Origin of the sequence: Pseudoselenomonas caprae (genome assembly GCF_008271345.1) — a bacterium.
GTDB lineage: Bacteria > Bacillota > Negativicutes > Selenomonadales > Selenomonadaceae > Selenomonas_A > Selenomonas_A caprae.
Genome location: NZ_VTOZ01000022.1, coordinates 13229 through 29129, shown reverse-complemented (window position 1 = coordinate 29129; position 15901 = coordinate 13229). Strand labels below are relative to the sequence as shown.

Genomic DNA, 15901 nt, shown 5'->3' with positions numbered 1-15901 from the left:
TTCAAGGAAAGTCATTGCTTTTTTGGTCGCACTTTGTTATAATTTACACGTAATGAATCATAAGTGTGATTCATAATAATAGGCATTCCGAAAGCGGTTTCCATTATGGTAGTGGAGGTGCCGTTTTCAAATTATAAGGAGGCAATCTATTATGAAAGTAACAGTTGTTGGTGCAGGTAACGTTGGTGCTACCGTTGCAAATGTCCTGGCAGTCAAGAATTTCTGCAGCGAGGTCATGCTCGTGGATATCAAGAAGGGCTTTTCCGAAGGTAAAGCCATGGATATCATGCAGACGGCACATATGCTGAACTTCGACACGCGGGTCATCGGTGTAACGGCCGAGATCGGGGATGAGAATGGCTATGCGCCGACGGCTGGTTCTGATGTCGTTGTCATCACGTCCGGCATGCCGCGTAAACCGGGCATGACGCGTGAGGAGCTCATCGGCGTCAATGCTAAGATTGTCAAGAGTGTTGTCGATCAGGCACTCAAATATTCGCCGGATGCTATCTTCATCATCATTTCCAACCCGATGGATGCTATGACGTTCCTGACGCTCAAAGACTCCAAACTGCCGCGTAACCGCGTTATCGGCCAGGGCGGCATGCTCGATAGCAGCCGTTTCCGTTATTTCCTGTCCAAGGCTCTGCAGGAAGCTGGCTATCCGGCTACGCCGACCGATATCGATGGCACGGTCATCGGCGGTCACAGCGACAAGACGATGGTTCCGCTCACGAGCCTTGCTACGTACCGCGGCATCCCTGTAACGCAGCTCCTCTCCAAAGAGCAGCTGGATGAGGCTGTTGCCCAGACGAAAGTCGGCGGCGCTACGCTGACGGGCCTGCTGGGCACCTCCGCTTGGTATGCTCCGGGCGCTGCAGCAGCTGCTATGGTCGAGGCTATTGCCCTTGACTCCAAGAAGCTCATGCCGTGCTGCGTATACCTCGATGGCGAGTATGGCGAGAAAGACCTCTGCATCGGTGTACCGGTTCTGCTCGGCAAGAACGGTATGGAGAAGATCGTCGAGTACAAACTCGAGGGCGATGAGAAAGCTAAGTTCGATGAGAGCGTAGCTGCTGCTCGCAACACGAACGCAAAACTCGGTGATGCACTGAAATAATCCAGTGATGAAACTGGATCAATAGAGATAGGGGCATGTGCGGTTGGCACATGCCCCTATTTTCATAAAATCTTGTAAAATATCGGCAAAATGCTTAATGTTTGCTGGAAATTTGACGATATAAACTATGTAAGGTATGATAATAACCGCTGCCATCACCAGGGAGGTGGTTGATATGGTAGACCGCATTGAAAGAGTATCCCGTCTCAAGGGAATCGATTCAGGCATTGGTAAGTTCTTTGAGCGCAAGGAAGGCTATGAGGACGATCCAAAGAAAAAGAAACAGTTTGCTGACGTGCTCGACCGCGAGCTGGCCAAGGATACACGGCCAGAGAACGAGGCAGGGCCCGGCGCGCCGAATGCTTACCGTTTGGAGATTTCGGCCCGGCCTACCCAGTCGTTGTTCTATCGCGGAGGCGTAGACCTCAGCAAGGTAGAAGGGAAGATCCATGACGCTGGATGACGAGAAGTATATGAGGCTGGCACTGGCGGAAGCGCAGAAGGCCTATGACAAAGAAGAGGTGCCCATTGGCGCTGTCCTTGTGGATGAGGATGGCGCTGTTGTGGCGCGTGGGCATAATATGCGGGAGAACTGGCATGATGCGACGGCCCATGCCGAGCTCATTGCCATCCAGCAGGCGTGCAAGGATCTGGGGCGCTGGCGTCTGTCAGGGCTCACGCTCTATGTGACGATCGAGCCGTGCCCGATGTGTGCTGGAGCTATCGTCATGAGCCGTGTTGACCGTGTGGTATATGGCAGTACGGATGCCAAGGCCGGTGCCTGCGAGTCGGTATTCAATATCCCGGGGAATCCGACACTCAATCATCGCCCGGAGATTACAGCGGGGATATTGCAGCAGGAATGTGCGGACATTATGAAGCGGTTCTTCAAGATGCGCCGGGAACAGCGCAAAGCCGCAAAAAAAAAGCCTTCCCCTATGGGGAAGGTGGCAGACGAAGTCTGACGGATGAGGTAAAGGGTTATCAGATATCCCAGTGCAATTTTTCTGGATTAGGCGTGGCTTTGTCGACCTCGCTGAGGATCCACGAGGCATTGTCGTGGGTGGCAGCAAAGGCCTTTTCGAGACCTGCTTCGTATCCGGCAGGGATTTCCATGCTATGGATGGCCATGTGCATGTAGTCCTTGGCGACAAGCGTCACACCGCGTTCGGCTGAGAGCTGGGCCTTGAAGCGGTAGCCATAGTAGAGATAGCTGTTGTGCTCGACCGGGATGTCCTTGTAGGCGGCGATGCGCTCATCGGCCTCGCTTTCGGCTTCGTTGGTCATGCCCAGTTTGTGCATGAGATTCCAGCGGTCAGCCCAGAGTTCGCCGCGCAGGATGTATTTGTAGAGGAAATCCGTGCCCTCAGCAAGTTCGATGGCCTGATTGATATGCGTCAGGGACTCGTCGTTCTGGCCAAGCTCCTTTTCAAGCGAACTGAGACGCTGCAGCGCATATACCTTCTCCTCGACCTCTTCGGATTTTTCCTCGTCGGGCTCAGCCTCGACGACACTGTGGAAGAGTTCGAGGGCTTCGTTGGTCTTGTCGATGCCCTGCATGGCGAGGAAATGCGCAAGACGCGCGCGGGCCTGCCAACTGTCCATACCGCCCATGAACAGCGATTCGGGCGGCTTGGCCGGGGAATCCATTACGACGTGCACCAATTTATGAAATTCATCTTGAGTCATGAAAAAAACCTCCTGAACGTGATATAATGATAACATTATATCATGAATCCTGTGATTTGGCAGGGCAGGAGGTCTTTTTGTGCGATTGAAGGCGTTTATTCTCAAGCTGTGGGCCCGGATGCAGCAGGCCGTTGAGTCGAGGTCAGGCTTGATCCTCAGCCTGTTTGGGCTGAATTTCTTTACGATTGCCTGGCAGAATATCCACATGTACAAGGGCAGCCAGCTCGATGTGCTCGGGGTGGATGCCTTGTTCCTGCTGGCGGCAGCGACGCTGGTGGTCAGCGTGCTGGGCTGCGTACCTCTGCGGAAGGTGCGCACGATGCTGGCAGCGCTCTTGCTGGGAATATCCGCTGTGCTGGCGGCGCTGGAGTGTTTTTCCATCTACCACTATGAGGCGCTGGTCGGTGCGGGCATCATCACGGCTGTCTTGCAGACGAACAGGCAGGAGGCTGGCGAGTTTTTGCGCATGTATGTGGGCTGGCCGGGCTTGGCGATTGGCCTGCTGTTCTTGGGGGCATGGGGCGCCTTGCACCGTCATCCGCTCAAGCTGCAGTTCCGGCCCTGGACACGGCACTGGCGCAGCCGGGCCCTGCCGCTGTTCTTGTTGGCTGGTGGTGCTGCGGGCGGCTGCCTGTGGCAGTTCTATCATTCGTTTGTCATCAACGATTCGCTGGATATTCCGGCTGTGCGAGTGGCCCGGGCCATGGATACGTCGGTGCGCAACATCCGGGCTTTCGAGGAGCTGCGCCAGCAGGCGGCTGCGGATGTGACGCTTACGGCTAACGGCAGCGATGTGCCCTATGTCGTGTTCATCCTCGGCGAGTCGACCAACCGGGAGCGCATGCACCTGTATGGCTATCCGTTGGAGAACACGCCGAATCTCGATGAGCTGGCAGCGAAGGGGGAGATCGCCGTGTTCCGTGACACCATCGCGCCGCAGGGCGCGACGGTGGCGGTGCTGCGCGAGCTGATGACCTTCAATGATGCGGAGTCGGACAAAGAGTGGTACGAATACAACAATCTCATCGATGTCATGAAGGCTGCGGGCTATCGCACGTACTGGCTGTCCAATCAGGAAAGCTCGGGCATCTGGGGCAATGTCGGGCAGCTGTTCGCGGAACGCAGCGATGTGCGCCGCTATACGCAGCTGCGCGAGTCCCATGAGGAAGGGGGCAGGCTCGATGAGGAGCTGTTCCCGCTGGTCGACGAGGCTTTGCAGCAGCCTGCTGCGAAAAACTTCTATGTATTGCACCTGATGGGGGCGCACAGCCTGTACTACTTGCGCTTCCCGTATATCTTCACGAAGTTTTCCCTGGACGATATCCCTACGCCGCAGAATGACCTGTCAGAGGAAAAGCGTACGGAAATCGCCCAGTATGAGAATGCACTGTTCTACAATGACTTTGTCGTAAGCTCGCTGATGGGGAAATTCCAGGATAAGGAAGCCCTGGTCATCTACTTGCCGGATCATGGGGAGACCATCTACGACAACGGCAGCAATTTTGCTGGTCATGTCGAGGAGAACCCCAATCGTCAGCAACTCGAAGTACCGTTGGTGTTCTGGGCCTCGCCTGCATACCGCCAGAAGCACCCGGAGAAGTGGCAGGCCATTTGTGCGGCTGTGAACCGGCCCTATATGACTGATGATATGATCCATACCCTGCTGGATATCCTGGATATCCGGACGTCGGAGTTCAATCCAGCGAAAAGCGTCATCAATCCGGCCTTTGCTGCTGACCGCAAGCGTATGGTGCGCGGGCGTGACTACGATGCAGATATGAAAACGAAATGATTCAGAGTCTCACGACTTGCTGGACGCGGGCTGCGGCCAGCGGATCGTGGGTAATGATGAGCAGCGTCCGCTGCTTTTCATCGAGTTCGTCAAGAACAGCGGTGAGAAGGGCGGACGCTGTTTTTTCGTCGAGCCCTGCGGTCGGTTCGTCAAGGAGCAGGATGGGGGCAGGGCGGGCGATGGCCAGCGCTGTCAGCAGCCGGTTGCGCTCACCACCCGAGAGATTTCCTGCGCTGCTGGTGAGCGGGCTGTCGAGTCCTGCTGGCAGCTTTTCGATGACGGCGGCTAGCTGGGCAACCTGCAGGCTGTGCCAGATCGCTTCGTCGCTGATGCCGGGGATGAGCCGCAGGAAGAGGGAGCGGATGCTGCCGGCAGGAAGATCGCAGCCTTGCAGGGGGGCGGAGAAATATTCTCGCTGCTGGGCAGGGGACAGGCTGGTGCTATCCTGCCCCTGCAGGCGGATGGTACCGGCAGGAACTGGCCAGCAGGCCGTGAGCAGGCAGCCAAGCGTGGTCTTGCCACTGCCGCTGTCCCCGAGGATGGCAGTATGTGCTCCGGCTGTCACCGTAAAGGAAATGTCGTGCAGGATCGGCATTTGCTCGTGGTAGCCAAAGGTCAGATGGCTGACGGCAAGCAATGGCGCCGTGGCAAGCGGGGAAGAGGCCGCAGATGCGGGGGCAGGGCAGGTGGCGGCAATGGGGACGGAAAAGAGCGGCGCTGCTGCCTGCTGGCTCTCCTGGAAGGCGCGGGCGGCTGCTGCCAGCGGCTGGAACTCGCTCTGCAGGGCCAATAGGAGAAAGAGCCAGACCGTAAGCTCGATGAAGGTCAGTATCCCGGAAAGGGCGGCAGAGGTCAGGCTGGCGAGGAGCAGGATGAGGACGAGTGCATCAAGGACTTGCAGCAGGAGGTCGCTGTATAGTGTCTGGTGCTGGCCTTGCTGCTGCTCCTGACGCAGCTGGCGAGCAAGTGCTGCCAGGCGGGATTGTACGGCTGGCAGACTGCCAGCCGCCAGCAGTTCCGCCTGGCCTGAGGCGGCATCCAGGAGCGCACTGCGATAGGCGGCCTTGGCTTGGCCGCCAGCTGTGCCATGGGGTGTTTCCAGCAGACAGGGCAGGAGCAGATGGGAAAGCCAGAGCAGCGGTAGCAGCAGGCTGACTGTGCCGATGGTGCCGAAGAGCACAAAGGAGGCCAGCAGGCTGAGCAGCAGGCTGGCAATGGGCGGCAGCAGCGCACGCAGGTAGAACTCACGCAGAGTCTGGCAGCTGCTGGTCAGCTGATGCAGCCATAGTCCCTGGGATGCCATTCCCGTGCGCAGGGGCAGGGTGGCGGCTGCTTGGTCGTAGAGCTTCAATTGCAGCTGGGTATGGCTGTGGAAGGCTAGCTGATGGGAGAACCAGCGGTCTGCGTAGCGGAAGACCGCGCGGCCGATGCCGCAGGTGCGGACGATGGTGATGCCGAGAGCCAGCGCAGCCAGTGGCGGCTGCAGTGCGGCCGAGGTTATGAGCCAGGCGGCTGCTCCCATAAGGCCGAGCGCACAGATGGCCGCGGTCAGGGAGGCGGCTGCGGCAGCCGCCAGCTGGCCGGGGGCTGCCAGCCGCAGCAGAGGGCAGAATAGCTGGTAAACGGATTTCATGGGCGATCGGCTCCTTCCGTAGGATAGGGGGCAAGGTGGATGATCTTATCGGCTATGGCCTGGATGGCGGGATGATGGGAGATGATGACGAGGGTGCGCCGGTGGGCAAAGGCGGTCAAGGCGCGGATGATTTGCTGCTCCAAGGCTTCGTCCATGCCGGCGGTGGGCTCGTCGAGCAGGGTGACCGGGCGGTTCTGCAAGAGGGCACGGGCAAGGCCTAGGCGTTTGCGTTCGCCCTGGGAAAGGGGCAGGCCGTTGCCGCCGAGTTTAGTATCGAGCCCTGCAGGCAACCTGTGCAGAAGGCCGTCAAGGGAGGCGAGACGCAAGGCCTGGCGGATGCGTTCAGCTGGTACATCTTGGAAAAGGCTGACGTTTTCTTGCAGGCTCGCAGCGTAGAGATGCGGCTGCTGCGGGACATAGGCGATGAGTTTTTGCCGGCTGGCAGCTGCCATGGTCGCCAGGGGCTGGTCGTTCAGCAAGACCAGCCCTTGGTCGGGCGGCAGCAGGCCAGCCAGGAGCTTCAGCAGGGTGGATTTGCCGCAGCCGCTGGGGCCTGTGATGACGGAAATCTTATGGGCGGGGAATGTTTCCTGCTGCAGGCCGAGGAGGATGTCCTTGGTGCCCGGATAACGGTAGCGGATGTCGTGCAGATGGATGGCTGGCGGCAGCTGCAATTGTTCATGATGGCCATCAGCCGCAGCTGGCTGGGGGGCGAGGACAAAGGCCTGCAGTTTTTGCCAGGCGGTCAGGGATTCGATGGCGGCATGGAAGATGATGCCGCCTTGCCGCAGGGGCTGGTAGAATTCTGGGGCCAGAAGCAGGAGCAGGAGCGCCGTGCGGAAGGCGAGGGCATTGTCCAGCAGCCGCAAGCCGGTGCTTACGGCGACGATGGCAATCGACAGGGTCGTGATGAGCTCCAGGGCAAAGGAACTGGCGAAAGCCAGCTTGAGTACCTGCAGGGAGGTCTGCGCAAAGCCCTGGCTGAGCGCTCGGAGATCCTGACGCTGTGCTTGTTCTTGGGCGAAAAGCTTCCAGGTCATCATGCTGCGAAGCATGTCGTCGAAGCCGGCATTGAGCTGCTGGAGACGATGCCATTCCCGGCTGCTGGCGGCTTTGGTGGCCTGGCCTATCAGATAGAGCAGAAAGGGGGCAATCGGCAGGGTAAGGGCGAAGAGCAAGGCGGTCAGCGGATCGGCTGCAAGGGCAGCGGCGAGGATGACCGGTGTGCGGAACAAGAGTGCACTGGTCACTGGCAGTGCCTTGCTGAGCAGGTGGTCGAGCCTATCGACGGTTTCGGTAGCCTGCAGTGACAAGGCTGCCGGTGATGTGGACGTAGGGGGAACGTGCTGGTGCAGACGCAGGCGGCACGTCTCGCGCCAGCTGGCGGACAGGCGGATGATGATGCGGCGCTGCTGGAAGCTTGCCAGCAGCTGCAGGCAGAGCATAAGAAACAGCGCCAGCAATACTGGCGCTGCAGCAGGAAAGTCCGTGAATGCATGCTGATAGACCTTGGCAACCAGCCCGGAGAATTGCCAGGCGGTTGCCAGCAGCAGCAGGCTGTGCAGGAGTTCCAGGCCGGCAAGAGCGAGCAAGGAAGTCTTATAGGTGGTGATGATTTCTTTGCAAAGTTGTTTGGTCATGATTCCTCACTGTTCTTGACCGGTCAGTTACTCAATGGGTGTCATTGCAATCGTTGGGGGAAATGCGCTGGCGGAAGATCCAGTAGGTCCAGCCTTGATAGATCAGGACGACAGGAACCAGGCAGGCCGCTGCGATTGTCATGATGGAGAGTGTGTAGTGGGTAGAGGCGGCATTGACGATGGTCAGCGACCAGGCAGGATCGAGACTGGATACCATGAGCCGCGGGAACAGTCCGGCAAAGAAGCCGACGGTAGTGGCGGTGATGGCCAGCGAGCTCAGCACGAAGGCCAGGCGGGAATGCCCCTGGAACAGGCGCAGGTACCCCACGATGAATGCGGCACCAGCGGCCAGGAGACACAGTCCGCCTAGAGCGCTCTGGAAGAGATCGGTGTTGAGGAAGGTCAGCAGCAGGCAGAAGACAAAGGCGATGATAGCCAGAGCTCCAGCCTTGGCTGCGAGTGTCCTGGCCCGTAGGGTGAGTCCGTGGCTGGCCAGCCGTTGGGTCAGGAAGGCGGCCCCGTGGAAGGTGAAGACAAAGAAGAATGTCAGTCCGCCGATGATGGTGTAGGGGGTCAGCAGGTCAAAGAAGCCTCCCAGATAGATCATTTTCTCGTTGATGGGCAGCCCCTGGATGAGGTTCGTGACGGCGACACCCCATAAGAAGGCGGGGACAGCACTGCCGAAGCAGATTGCCCCCTCCCAGAAATGGCGCCAGCACGGCGACTCATGACGGCCGCGCAGCTCGAAGGCCACGCCGCGCAGGATGAGGGCGACGAGCATCAGGAACAGGGCGAGATAGAAAGTCGAGAACATCGTGGCGTAGACGTGGGGAAAAGCAGCGAACAGCGCACCGCCAGCGGTGATCATCCAGACTTCGTTGCCATCCCAGACCGGGGCGATCGTGCGCAGCACCTGTGAGCGTTCGTTGTCGTGCGGACTTATGAAGGGCAGCAGGATGCCGACGCCGTAGTCGAAGCCCTCGAGCAAGAAAAAGCCTGTGAACAGGACGACGATGAGCACAAACCAGATCAGATGGAGTTCCATCATGAATCCCTCCCTTCAGCAGGAATCGACGCCGTGCGGATATGACGCAGGGCGATGTAGAGAGCGGCGATGGCCAGCAGCAGGTAGAGGGCCGTAAAGCCGATCATGGTCAGCCAGACTGAACCGGCAGTGAGATTGGGCGAAACCGCATCGGCTGTCTTCTGCAGGCCAACGACAATCCAGGGCTGACGGCCGGCTTCTGCGATGAACCAGCCAGCCGAATTGGCAAGGAAGGGCAGTGGCAGCAGGAAGGGCAGGGACTTGAGCAGAAGCGGGAAGGCCATGACGCGATCCATCTTCGCCAGCAGTGCGATGGCGAAGGCCAGCATCAGCATGAAGCCGCCAGCTGCCACCATGATGCGGAAGCTCCAGAACAAGGCCGGCACGTCTGGGCGATAATCACCGGGGCCGTACTTTGCCTGGTATTCTTTCTGCAGGGCGTTGATTCCCTTGACCGCACCTTCGGGCTTATTGTAGAGCATGAAGGAAAAGACGCCGGGCACAGCCAGCTCGCAGTCGTTGCGGTTTTTCTCCATGTTGATGTCGGCCATGATGGCAAAAGGTGCCGGATCTTCGGTTTCCCAGAGGGCCTCCATCGAGGAAAGCTTCATGGGATTGGCCTCAGCAAGATACTGCGTGTGCATATGGCCGCTGCCCATGACTCCGAGGAGCCCGATGGCCATGTAGATGGCGCCAGCCTTGAGCGTCTGCGTGAATGCGTGACGGGAGGCTTCGTCATGGAGCACTTTCCAGGCGGAGATGGCCAACACGATAAAGCCGCCAGTCGAGATGCCTGCAAACAGTGCATGGGAATACTCGCCTAGGACATAGTGGTTCGTGAGCAATGCGGAGAAGTCGGTCATGACAGCGCGGCCATTTTCGATGGCATAGCCGACTGGATGCTGCATGAAGCTGTTGGCGACGAGGATCCAGAATGCCGAGATATTGCTGCCGATGGCGACGAGCCAGATGCAGGCACAGTGGAGTTTCTCAGACAGCTTATCCCAGCCGAAGACCCAGATGCCGAGGAAGGTCGACTCAAGGAAGAACGCCGTGAGTGCCTCAAGGGCCAACGGCGCGCCGAAGATGTCGCCCATGAAGCGCGAGTACTCGGACCAGTTCATGCCGAAGTGGAATTCCTGCACGATGCCAGTGACGACGCCCATGGAAAAATTGATCAGGAAGATCGTGCCGAAGAAGCGTACCAGCTTACGGCAGGTTTCCTTCCAGGCCGGGCGCTTGGTGCGCACATAGCACGTCTCGAGCAGGGCGACGAAGATCGACAAGCCCAATGTGATCGGGACGAACAGGAAGTGATACGTTGTCGTGATGGCGAACTGCCATCGGGATAAGAGCAAGGCTTCCATATGATTCCCTCCTTTGCTATATAGATGCAGACATAAATTCACCTTTATTATAAATCAGAAAATTAAGAATTACAATAAAATAAAAACACCGCTTCCGTTTGCGAAAGCGGTGCTGGCGACAATCAAGCGCGCAGTGAATTGAGCAGGATGAGGATAGCGGCAAGGAGCTGTCCGGCAGCTGCGCAGAAGGGAGGCAGGAAGGGCCCGCCAAAGACGTGCAGCAGACCCAGGGCTGGCGGCAGCAGCAGGAGCCAGGCAATGGCGGCAAGGATGCGATTGGCCTTGACGATGCTCATGGTACTGCGGCTGATGGTAAGCAATGACGAAAAATCCCAGAGCTTGCCGCTTTTGAGGACGATGGAAAAAGCGGGCGGTGTCTGCGGGGCGTCCGCCGAGACGGAAGTTTCGGGCAGCGCGCCAACGTGGATGCTGAGATCGGCAGCAGCCATGGCGGGCATATCCGTAGCCGGATTGCCTGCCATGGCCAGCGTTGCACCATGGGCACGCAGCAGCTGGATCTCGCGGACCTTGTCCTGGGGGGAGAGGTTCGCATGGGCTTCATCGATAGCAGCCTGCTTGCGGACCGCGTTGGCTGTGCGGCGGCTGTCACTGGTCAGCATGACAAGTTTCAGTCGCTGGCGGTGGAATTTGTGGAAGGCCGTGATGTTGTCCTGCGGGATCTCGTCGGCCATGGCGATGATGCCACGGCAGTATTTATCGTTGGCGACGAATACAGTTGTCTGTCCGCGCTGGGATAGCTGGTCGGCCTTGGTCAGCAGGTTGGCACTGATCTCGATGCCTTCTTCCTGCAGCCATTCGCCTCTGCCGACCCGCAGCGGTGAGCGGTTGATCAGGGCCTCTACGCCGTAGCCGGGGAATTCGTTGGCGGCCGACAAACGCTGGAGATGCAGCCGGCGTTCGATAGCGGTCTGGTAGATGGCCTGGTAAAGTGGCTGGCTGGAATCGCGTACAGCCGAAGCGGCGAGCGCGAGCAAGGCGCCTTGGCTGATGCCCTCCGGAACGAGCGCGGCGACATAGGGTCGGCCTTCTGTGACGATGCCGCCCTTGGCGACGGCAAGCGTATCGATTTTTGCCGTCTCGGCAATCACTGCCGGACTGGCAAGATCGATTTCCTCCTTTGCGGCCCGTTTCGCACCGCGGGCAAGGGCGACGGGGCGCGAGAGCCAGAGCGGTATGGGCAGGCCAGCCAGCAGGATGGCAGCAAAGATATTGATGGTTTCGGGGAGCGGCAGTCCGGTGGAATACCAATAGCCGCTCATTCCGGCAGCGAGCAATACGGCCAGGACGGTGAAATAACGGATGTTTGCTTGTTTTTTCATGCGTATGACCTCATTTTTTCAGTTTTCTGATTCTTATTATCCTGCAAAAAGCAGAAATGTGCAATAGATTAGGGGGAAACACTTGAACCCGTGGGGAATTATTGCTATCCTTATAAAGAAAAGTTTGCGAAAGGACGTGGTTTCGTGATTAAAGTGGAGGGCAATGCCAAGATAAATCTCACCTTGGACATTCTGGGCAAGCGTCCCGACGGCTATCATGAAGTGGCGATGGTCATGCAGTCGATCGGCCTCAGTGATACAGTGGAAATGGAGAAGACGGATGGGCCCATCGAGCTGACGATCAATGTGCCATGGCTCAAGGCCGATGAGAAGAATCTGGCCTGGCGGGCAGCGGCATTGATCAAGGAAGAATACAAGCTGGCGGGTGGCGTGCGTATGAAGCTCACCAAGCGCATCCCGGTGGCTGCGGGCCTGGCAGGTGGCAGTACCGATGCTGCTGCTGTGCTGCGCGGCATGAATGAGCTGTATGCACTGGAGCTCTCCGAGGAGAGACTCTGCGAGCTTGGCGCACGGCTGGGCTCGGATATCCCCTTCTGCCTGCTGGGCGGCACGATGCTGTCGACGGGACGCGGTGAAGTGCTCAAGCGGCTGCCGGATCTGCCAGCAACGTGGGTCGTGCTGGCGAAGCCGCGCATCTCAGTCTCGACGGCCTGGGCTTATCAGAATTATGATGAGCAGGGGGCGAAGGATCATCCGGACAATGAGAGGATCCAGCAGGAAATTGCCCGCGGCGACCGAAAAGCTGTGGCCGGATTATTGTGCAATGTGCTCGAAAGTGTTACTATTAAAAAGTATGATGTGATTTCCCAGTACAAGCAGATGATGATGCAGCAGGGCGCCATGGCCAGCATGATGTCTGGCAGCGGGCCGACCGTTTTCGGCTTGGCAGAGAGCAAGGAGACGGCTGACAGGATTGCTACGCATATGCGCGAGCATACCGATGCCTATGTCTATGTCATCCGCACGACGGGGAAGGTACAGTAAACGTAGAATATCACTAAGCTACCAGAATTGAGGGAATCGTAAATGGACAACAGATTAGCTCCCATTAAGCTTGACAGCTATCAGCCGTTGCGCGAGGTCGTGTGTGAGTCTCTGCGCGAGGCTATCCGCAATGGCGTCTTGAAGCCAGGTGAACGCATCATGGAAATCCAGCTGGCCGAGGAACTCGGCGTCAGCCGTACACCGGTACGTGAGGCAATCCGCAAGCTGGAGCTCGAAGGCTATGTTGTCATGATGCCGCGGCGTGGTACTTACGTGGCGAGCATGTCGATACGTGACATCAATGAAATCTTTGAAATCCGCACGGCGCTGGAATCGTTGTCGAATGGGCTGGCAGCCGATCACATCACGGATGAGGAGCTTGAGCACCTGCAGCGCCTGCTCGTCATCATCGGCGGTTATATCAAAGAGGGCAACATGGAAAAGATCGTCGAGACGGACATCGAGTTCCATGATACGATGTACCATGCTGCCCGCAATACGCGGCTGGTCGGCATCATCTCGAATCTGCGTGACCAGCTGACGCGTTTCCGCACGCTGTCCATGTCGTATCCGGGCCGCCTCGAGGCTACGCTGGAGGAACACCGCTTGATCGTAGAAGCCATTGCCCAGGGGGATCGCAAGGCAGCCAGCAAGGCCGCTGAGCGTCACATGGAGAATTCGGAGAAGACGCTGCTCAAGGCGATGGAGATCATGGACAAGAAGAGCGAGACCAAGACGAAAGCGAGAAAGAAAAAAGCCGAGGACAAATAAACCTTGGAATGATAAAGGAGTAATTTCAACATGTCTGATTTAGTTACAGTTATCCTGGCTGCCGGCAAGGGCACCCGCATGAAATCCAAACTGCCGAAGGTCCTGCATAAAGCAGCTGGCAAATCCATGGTACAGCATGTCATCGATGCCGCTAAGGCTGCTGGTGCCAAGCGCAATATCGTGGTGACGGGCTTCGGCGGCGATGTCGTCCGCGAGGCCATCGGGGCTCAGGCTGAGTTCGTCGAGCAGAAAGAGCAGCTCGGCACGGGCCATGCGGTCATGCAGACGGCAGACCTCTTGCAGGACGAGACGGGCACGGTCATGGTGCTCTGCGGGGATACGCCGCTCCTGACGGGGGACCTGCTGAAAAAACTCTTTGATTCCCATGTCGAAGCACAGGCGAAGGCCACGGTGCTCACGGCTATCATGCCGGATGCTACGGGCTATGGCCGCATCATCCGCATGGCGGATGGCTCTGTGCAGAAGATTGTCGAGCATAAGGATGCTACGGAGGAAGAGCGTCAGGTAAAAGAAGTTAACTCCGGCATCTATTGCTTCGATGCCAAGGCTCTGTTTGAGTCTCTGAAGAAAGTCACCAATGACAACGCGCAAGGTGAGTATTACCTGCCGGATGTCCTCGAAATCCTGCAGAAGCAGGGGGAGAAGATCTGGGCTGTGGCTGCCGATGATTACGAGTCGACGCTGGGCATCAACTCCCGCCAGCAGCTGGCCGGTGCGGAAAAGATCCTGCGCCGCCGCAAGAATGAGGAGCTCATGGCTGAAGGCGTAACGCTGATGGACCCGGATACGACTTATGTCGATGCCGATGTCAAAGTCGGCCGCGATACGGTCATCTATCCGATGACCTGGCTTGAGGGCGATACGGTCATCGGTGAGGAATGCGAGATCGGTCCGAGCATCCGTTTCCAGAACGTCAAAGCAGGCAATCGCGTGACGGGACAGTTCACTTATGCCCATGACTGCGAGCTGGAGGATGGCGTCATCCTCGGCCAGTTCACCCATATCCGTCCGGATACGCATCTGGCTGAAGGCGTCAAGATCGGCAATTTCGTCGAGGTCAAGAACTCCACGGTCGGCAAAGGTTCCAAGCTGCCGCACCTTTCCTACATCGGCGATACCGATATGGGCTCGGGCTGCAACATGGGCTGCGGCACGATCACGGTCAACTATGATGGCAAGACCAAGTTCCGCACGAAGATCGGCAACGATGCGTTCATCGGCTGCAACTCGAATCTCGTCGCACCGGTCGAGGTTGAAGATGGTGCCTATGTAGGGGCAGGTTCCACCATCACCAAGAAGGTGCCGAGCAACACGCTGGCCATTGCCCGCGCACGCCAGACGAATATCGAAGGCTGGAAAGACAAGCGCAACAGCTAAGCAAAGTTTTAATAAATTTTTAAAAACAAATAGAAAGCTTTATGTTATTTTGGTACAAACAGTGCTATACTGTTGTATAAAGGGTGACTTTGCTCACTCAGGAGAAGAAAACTTTTAGTACAAAACGATTTGGAGGATTTTTACAAAATGGCTTTAGACACTGGAAATTTATGCATCCTTACCGGTAACGCGAATCCGGAACTGGCAAAAGAAATCGCTGACCATATCGGCGTCAATCTCTGCGATGCATATGTCGGTCATTTCAACAATGGTGAGACGCAGGTCATGATCAGCGAGAGCATCCGTGGCAAGGATATCTTCATCATCCAGCCGACGTCCTATCCGGTCAATGACAACCTGATGGAGCTGCTTATCATGGCAGATGCCTGCAAGCGCGCTTCGGCACACAGCGTTACGGCTGTAGTCCCGTACTATGCTTATGCCCGTCAGGATCGCAAGACCCGTGGCCGTGAGCCGATTTCCGCAAAGCTCGTCGCTAACCTCATGGTTACGGCTGGTGTTACCCGCGTGGTTACCGTTGACCTCCATGCCGGCCAGATCCAGGGCTTCTTCGATATCCCGGTCGATCATCTGGCAGCAGCTCCGGTCATTGCCAACTACTTCCGCGAGCAGAAGCTCGAGGATGTCGTCGTCGTATCGCCGGACCTCGGCGGTGTTACGCGTGCACGCGTACTGGCTGACCATCTCCATGCGCCGATTGCTATCATCGAGAAGCGCCGTCCGAAACCGGGCTGCGCTGAGGTCATGAACCTCATCGGCGATGTTGAGGGCAAGACGGCTATCATCATCGATGATATCGTTGATACGGCTGGTTCCCTCTGCGAAGGTGCCAAAGCCCTCCAGAAGCGCGGTGCAAAACGCATCTTTGCTTCCTGCTCCCATGCAATCCTCAGCGATCCGGCTGTTTCGCGCATCAACGAGTCGCCTATCGAGAAGCTCGTCATCACGAACACGATCCCGCTGCCGCCGGAGAAGAAATCCGACAAAATCGTTACGCTGTCCTTGGCCGATGCTCTTGGTGACGTAATCATGCGCATCCAGAGCCACCGTTCGGTCAGCCAGCTCTTCCGCTAATCGTAT

General features: G+C 57.6%; 14 protein-coding genes. 8 read left to right on the top strand and 6 right to left on the bottom strand.

Going from position 1 to position 15901, the window contains the following annotated elements; all coding sequences use genetic code 11:
* Window positions 1-151 precede the first annotated feature (151 nt).
* The 3 genes from FZ041_RS10355 (at window position 152) to tadA (ending at window position 2085) form a co-directional block, all read left to right on the top strand.
* Window positions 152-1120, top strand: a complete 969-nt coding sequence (locus FZ041_RS10355) for a malate dehydrogenase (RefSeq protein ID WP_075441314.1) — start codon at window positions 152-154, stop codon at window positions 1118-1120.
* 175 nt (window positions 1121-1295) lie between these two features.
* Window positions 1296-1583, top strand: coding sequence for a hypothetical protein (locus FZ041_RS10350; protein WP_075428533.1), 288 nt, complete (start codon window positions 1296-1298; stop codon window positions 1581-1583).
* Window positions 1570-2085, top strand: a complete 516-nt coding sequence (gene tadA, locus FZ041_RS10345; RefSeq protein ID WP_075441315.1) for a tRNA adenosine(34) deaminase TadA — start codon at window positions 1570-1572, stop codon at window positions 2083-2085. Before FZ041_RS10350 ends, tadA begins: the two co-directional genes overlap by 14 nt.
* Before the next feature lie 19 nt (window positions 2086-2104).
* Here tadA and FZ041_RS10340 read toward each other — a convergent pair whose 3' ends face one another.
* Entirely contained in the window at window positions 2105-2809 is a 705-nt protein-coding gene (locus FZ041_RS10340) for a tetratricopeptide repeat protein (RefSeq protein ID WP_149189490.1), read from the bottom strand.
* Window positions 2810-2888: 79 nt separating this feature from the next.
* Here FZ041_RS10340 and FZ041_RS10335 point away from each other — a divergent pair, with 79 nt between their 5' ends.
* Window positions 2889-4601 carry a phosphoethanolamine transferase family protein gene (locus FZ041_RS10335; protein WP_255449347.1) on the top strand — a complete coding sequence of 571 codons (1713 nt, stop codon included), beginning with the start codon at window positions 2889-2891 and terminating at the stop codon, window positions 4599-4601.
* Window position 4602: 1 nt separating this feature from the next.
* On the opposite strand, the gene FZ041_RS10330 is transcribed toward FZ041_RS10335, so the two are convergent.
* From FZ041_RS10330 to FZ041_RS10310, 5 genes are all read right to left on the bottom strand, one after another.
* On the bottom strand, window positions 4603-6234 hold the full coding sequence (locus FZ041_RS10330; RefSeq protein ID WP_149189489.1) for an amino acid ABC transporter ATP-binding/permease protein: 1632 nt from the start codon (window positions 6232-6234) through the stop codon (window positions 4603-4605).
* On the bottom strand, window positions 6231-7874 hold the full coding sequence (locus FZ041_RS10325; RefSeq protein WP_149189488.1) for an ATP-binding cassette domain-containing protein: 1644 nt from the start codon (window positions 7872-7874) through the stop codon (window positions 6231-6233). The genes FZ041_RS10330 and FZ041_RS10325 overlap by 4 nt, the downstream gene beginning before the upstream one ends.
* A gap of 31 nt (window positions 7875-7905) precedes the next feature.
* A complete protein-coding gene (cydB, locus tag FZ041_RS10320) occupies window positions 7906-8919 on the bottom strand; it encodes a cytochrome d ubiquinol oxidase subunit II (protein ID WP_149189507.1) in 1014 nt (337 codons plus the stop codon).
* Complete coding sequence (locus tag FZ041_RS10315; protein ID WP_149189487.1) at window positions 8919-10286, bottom strand: cytochrome ubiquinol oxidase subunit I; 1368 nt, start codon at window positions 10284-10286, stop codon at window positions 8919-8921. Before FZ041_RS10315 ends, cydB begins: the two co-directional genes overlap by 1 nt.
* A gap of 122 nt (window positions 10287-10408) precedes the next feature.
* Window positions 10409-11626, bottom strand: coding sequence for an HAD-IC family P-type ATPase (locus tag FZ041_RS10310; protein WP_149189486.1), 1218 nt, complete (start codon window positions 11624-11626; stop codon window positions 10409-10411).
* A gap of 144 nt (window positions 11627-11770) precedes the next feature.
* Here FZ041_RS10310 and ispE point away from each other — a divergent pair, with 144 nt between their 5' ends.
* The 4 genes from ispE to FZ041_RS10290 all read left to right on the top strand — a co-directional run bounded on the left by ispE (window position 11771) and on the right by FZ041_RS10290 (window position 15895).
* Window positions 11771-12631, top strand: a complete 861-nt coding sequence (gene ispE, locus FZ041_RS10305; RefSeq protein WP_149189485.1) for a 4-(cytidine 5'-diphospho)-2-C-methyl-D-erythritol kinase — start codon at window positions 11771-11773, stop codon at window positions 12629-12631.
* A gap of 42 nt (window positions 12632-12673) precedes the next feature.
* On the top strand, window positions 12674-13402 hold the full coding sequence (locus tag FZ041_RS10300; protein ID WP_075441328.1) for a GntR family transcriptional regulator: 729 nt from the start codon (window positions 12674-12676) through the stop codon (window positions 13400-13402).
* A 30-nt stretch (window positions 13403-13432) separates the two neighbouring features.
* Entirely contained in the window at window positions 13433-14800 is a 1368-nt protein-coding gene (gene glmU, locus FZ041_RS10295) for a bifunctional UDP-N-acetylglucosamine diphosphorylase/glucosamine-1-phosphate N-acetyltransferase GlmU (protein WP_075441330.1), read from the top strand.
* A gap of 147 nt (window positions 14801-14947) precedes the next feature.
* Complete coding sequence (locus FZ041_RS10290; protein ID WP_075441623.1) at window positions 14948-15895, top strand: ribose-phosphate diphosphokinase; 948 nt, start codon at window positions 14948-14950, stop codon at window positions 15893-15895.
* The last annotated feature ends 6 nt before the right edge of the window (window positions 15896-15901 follow it).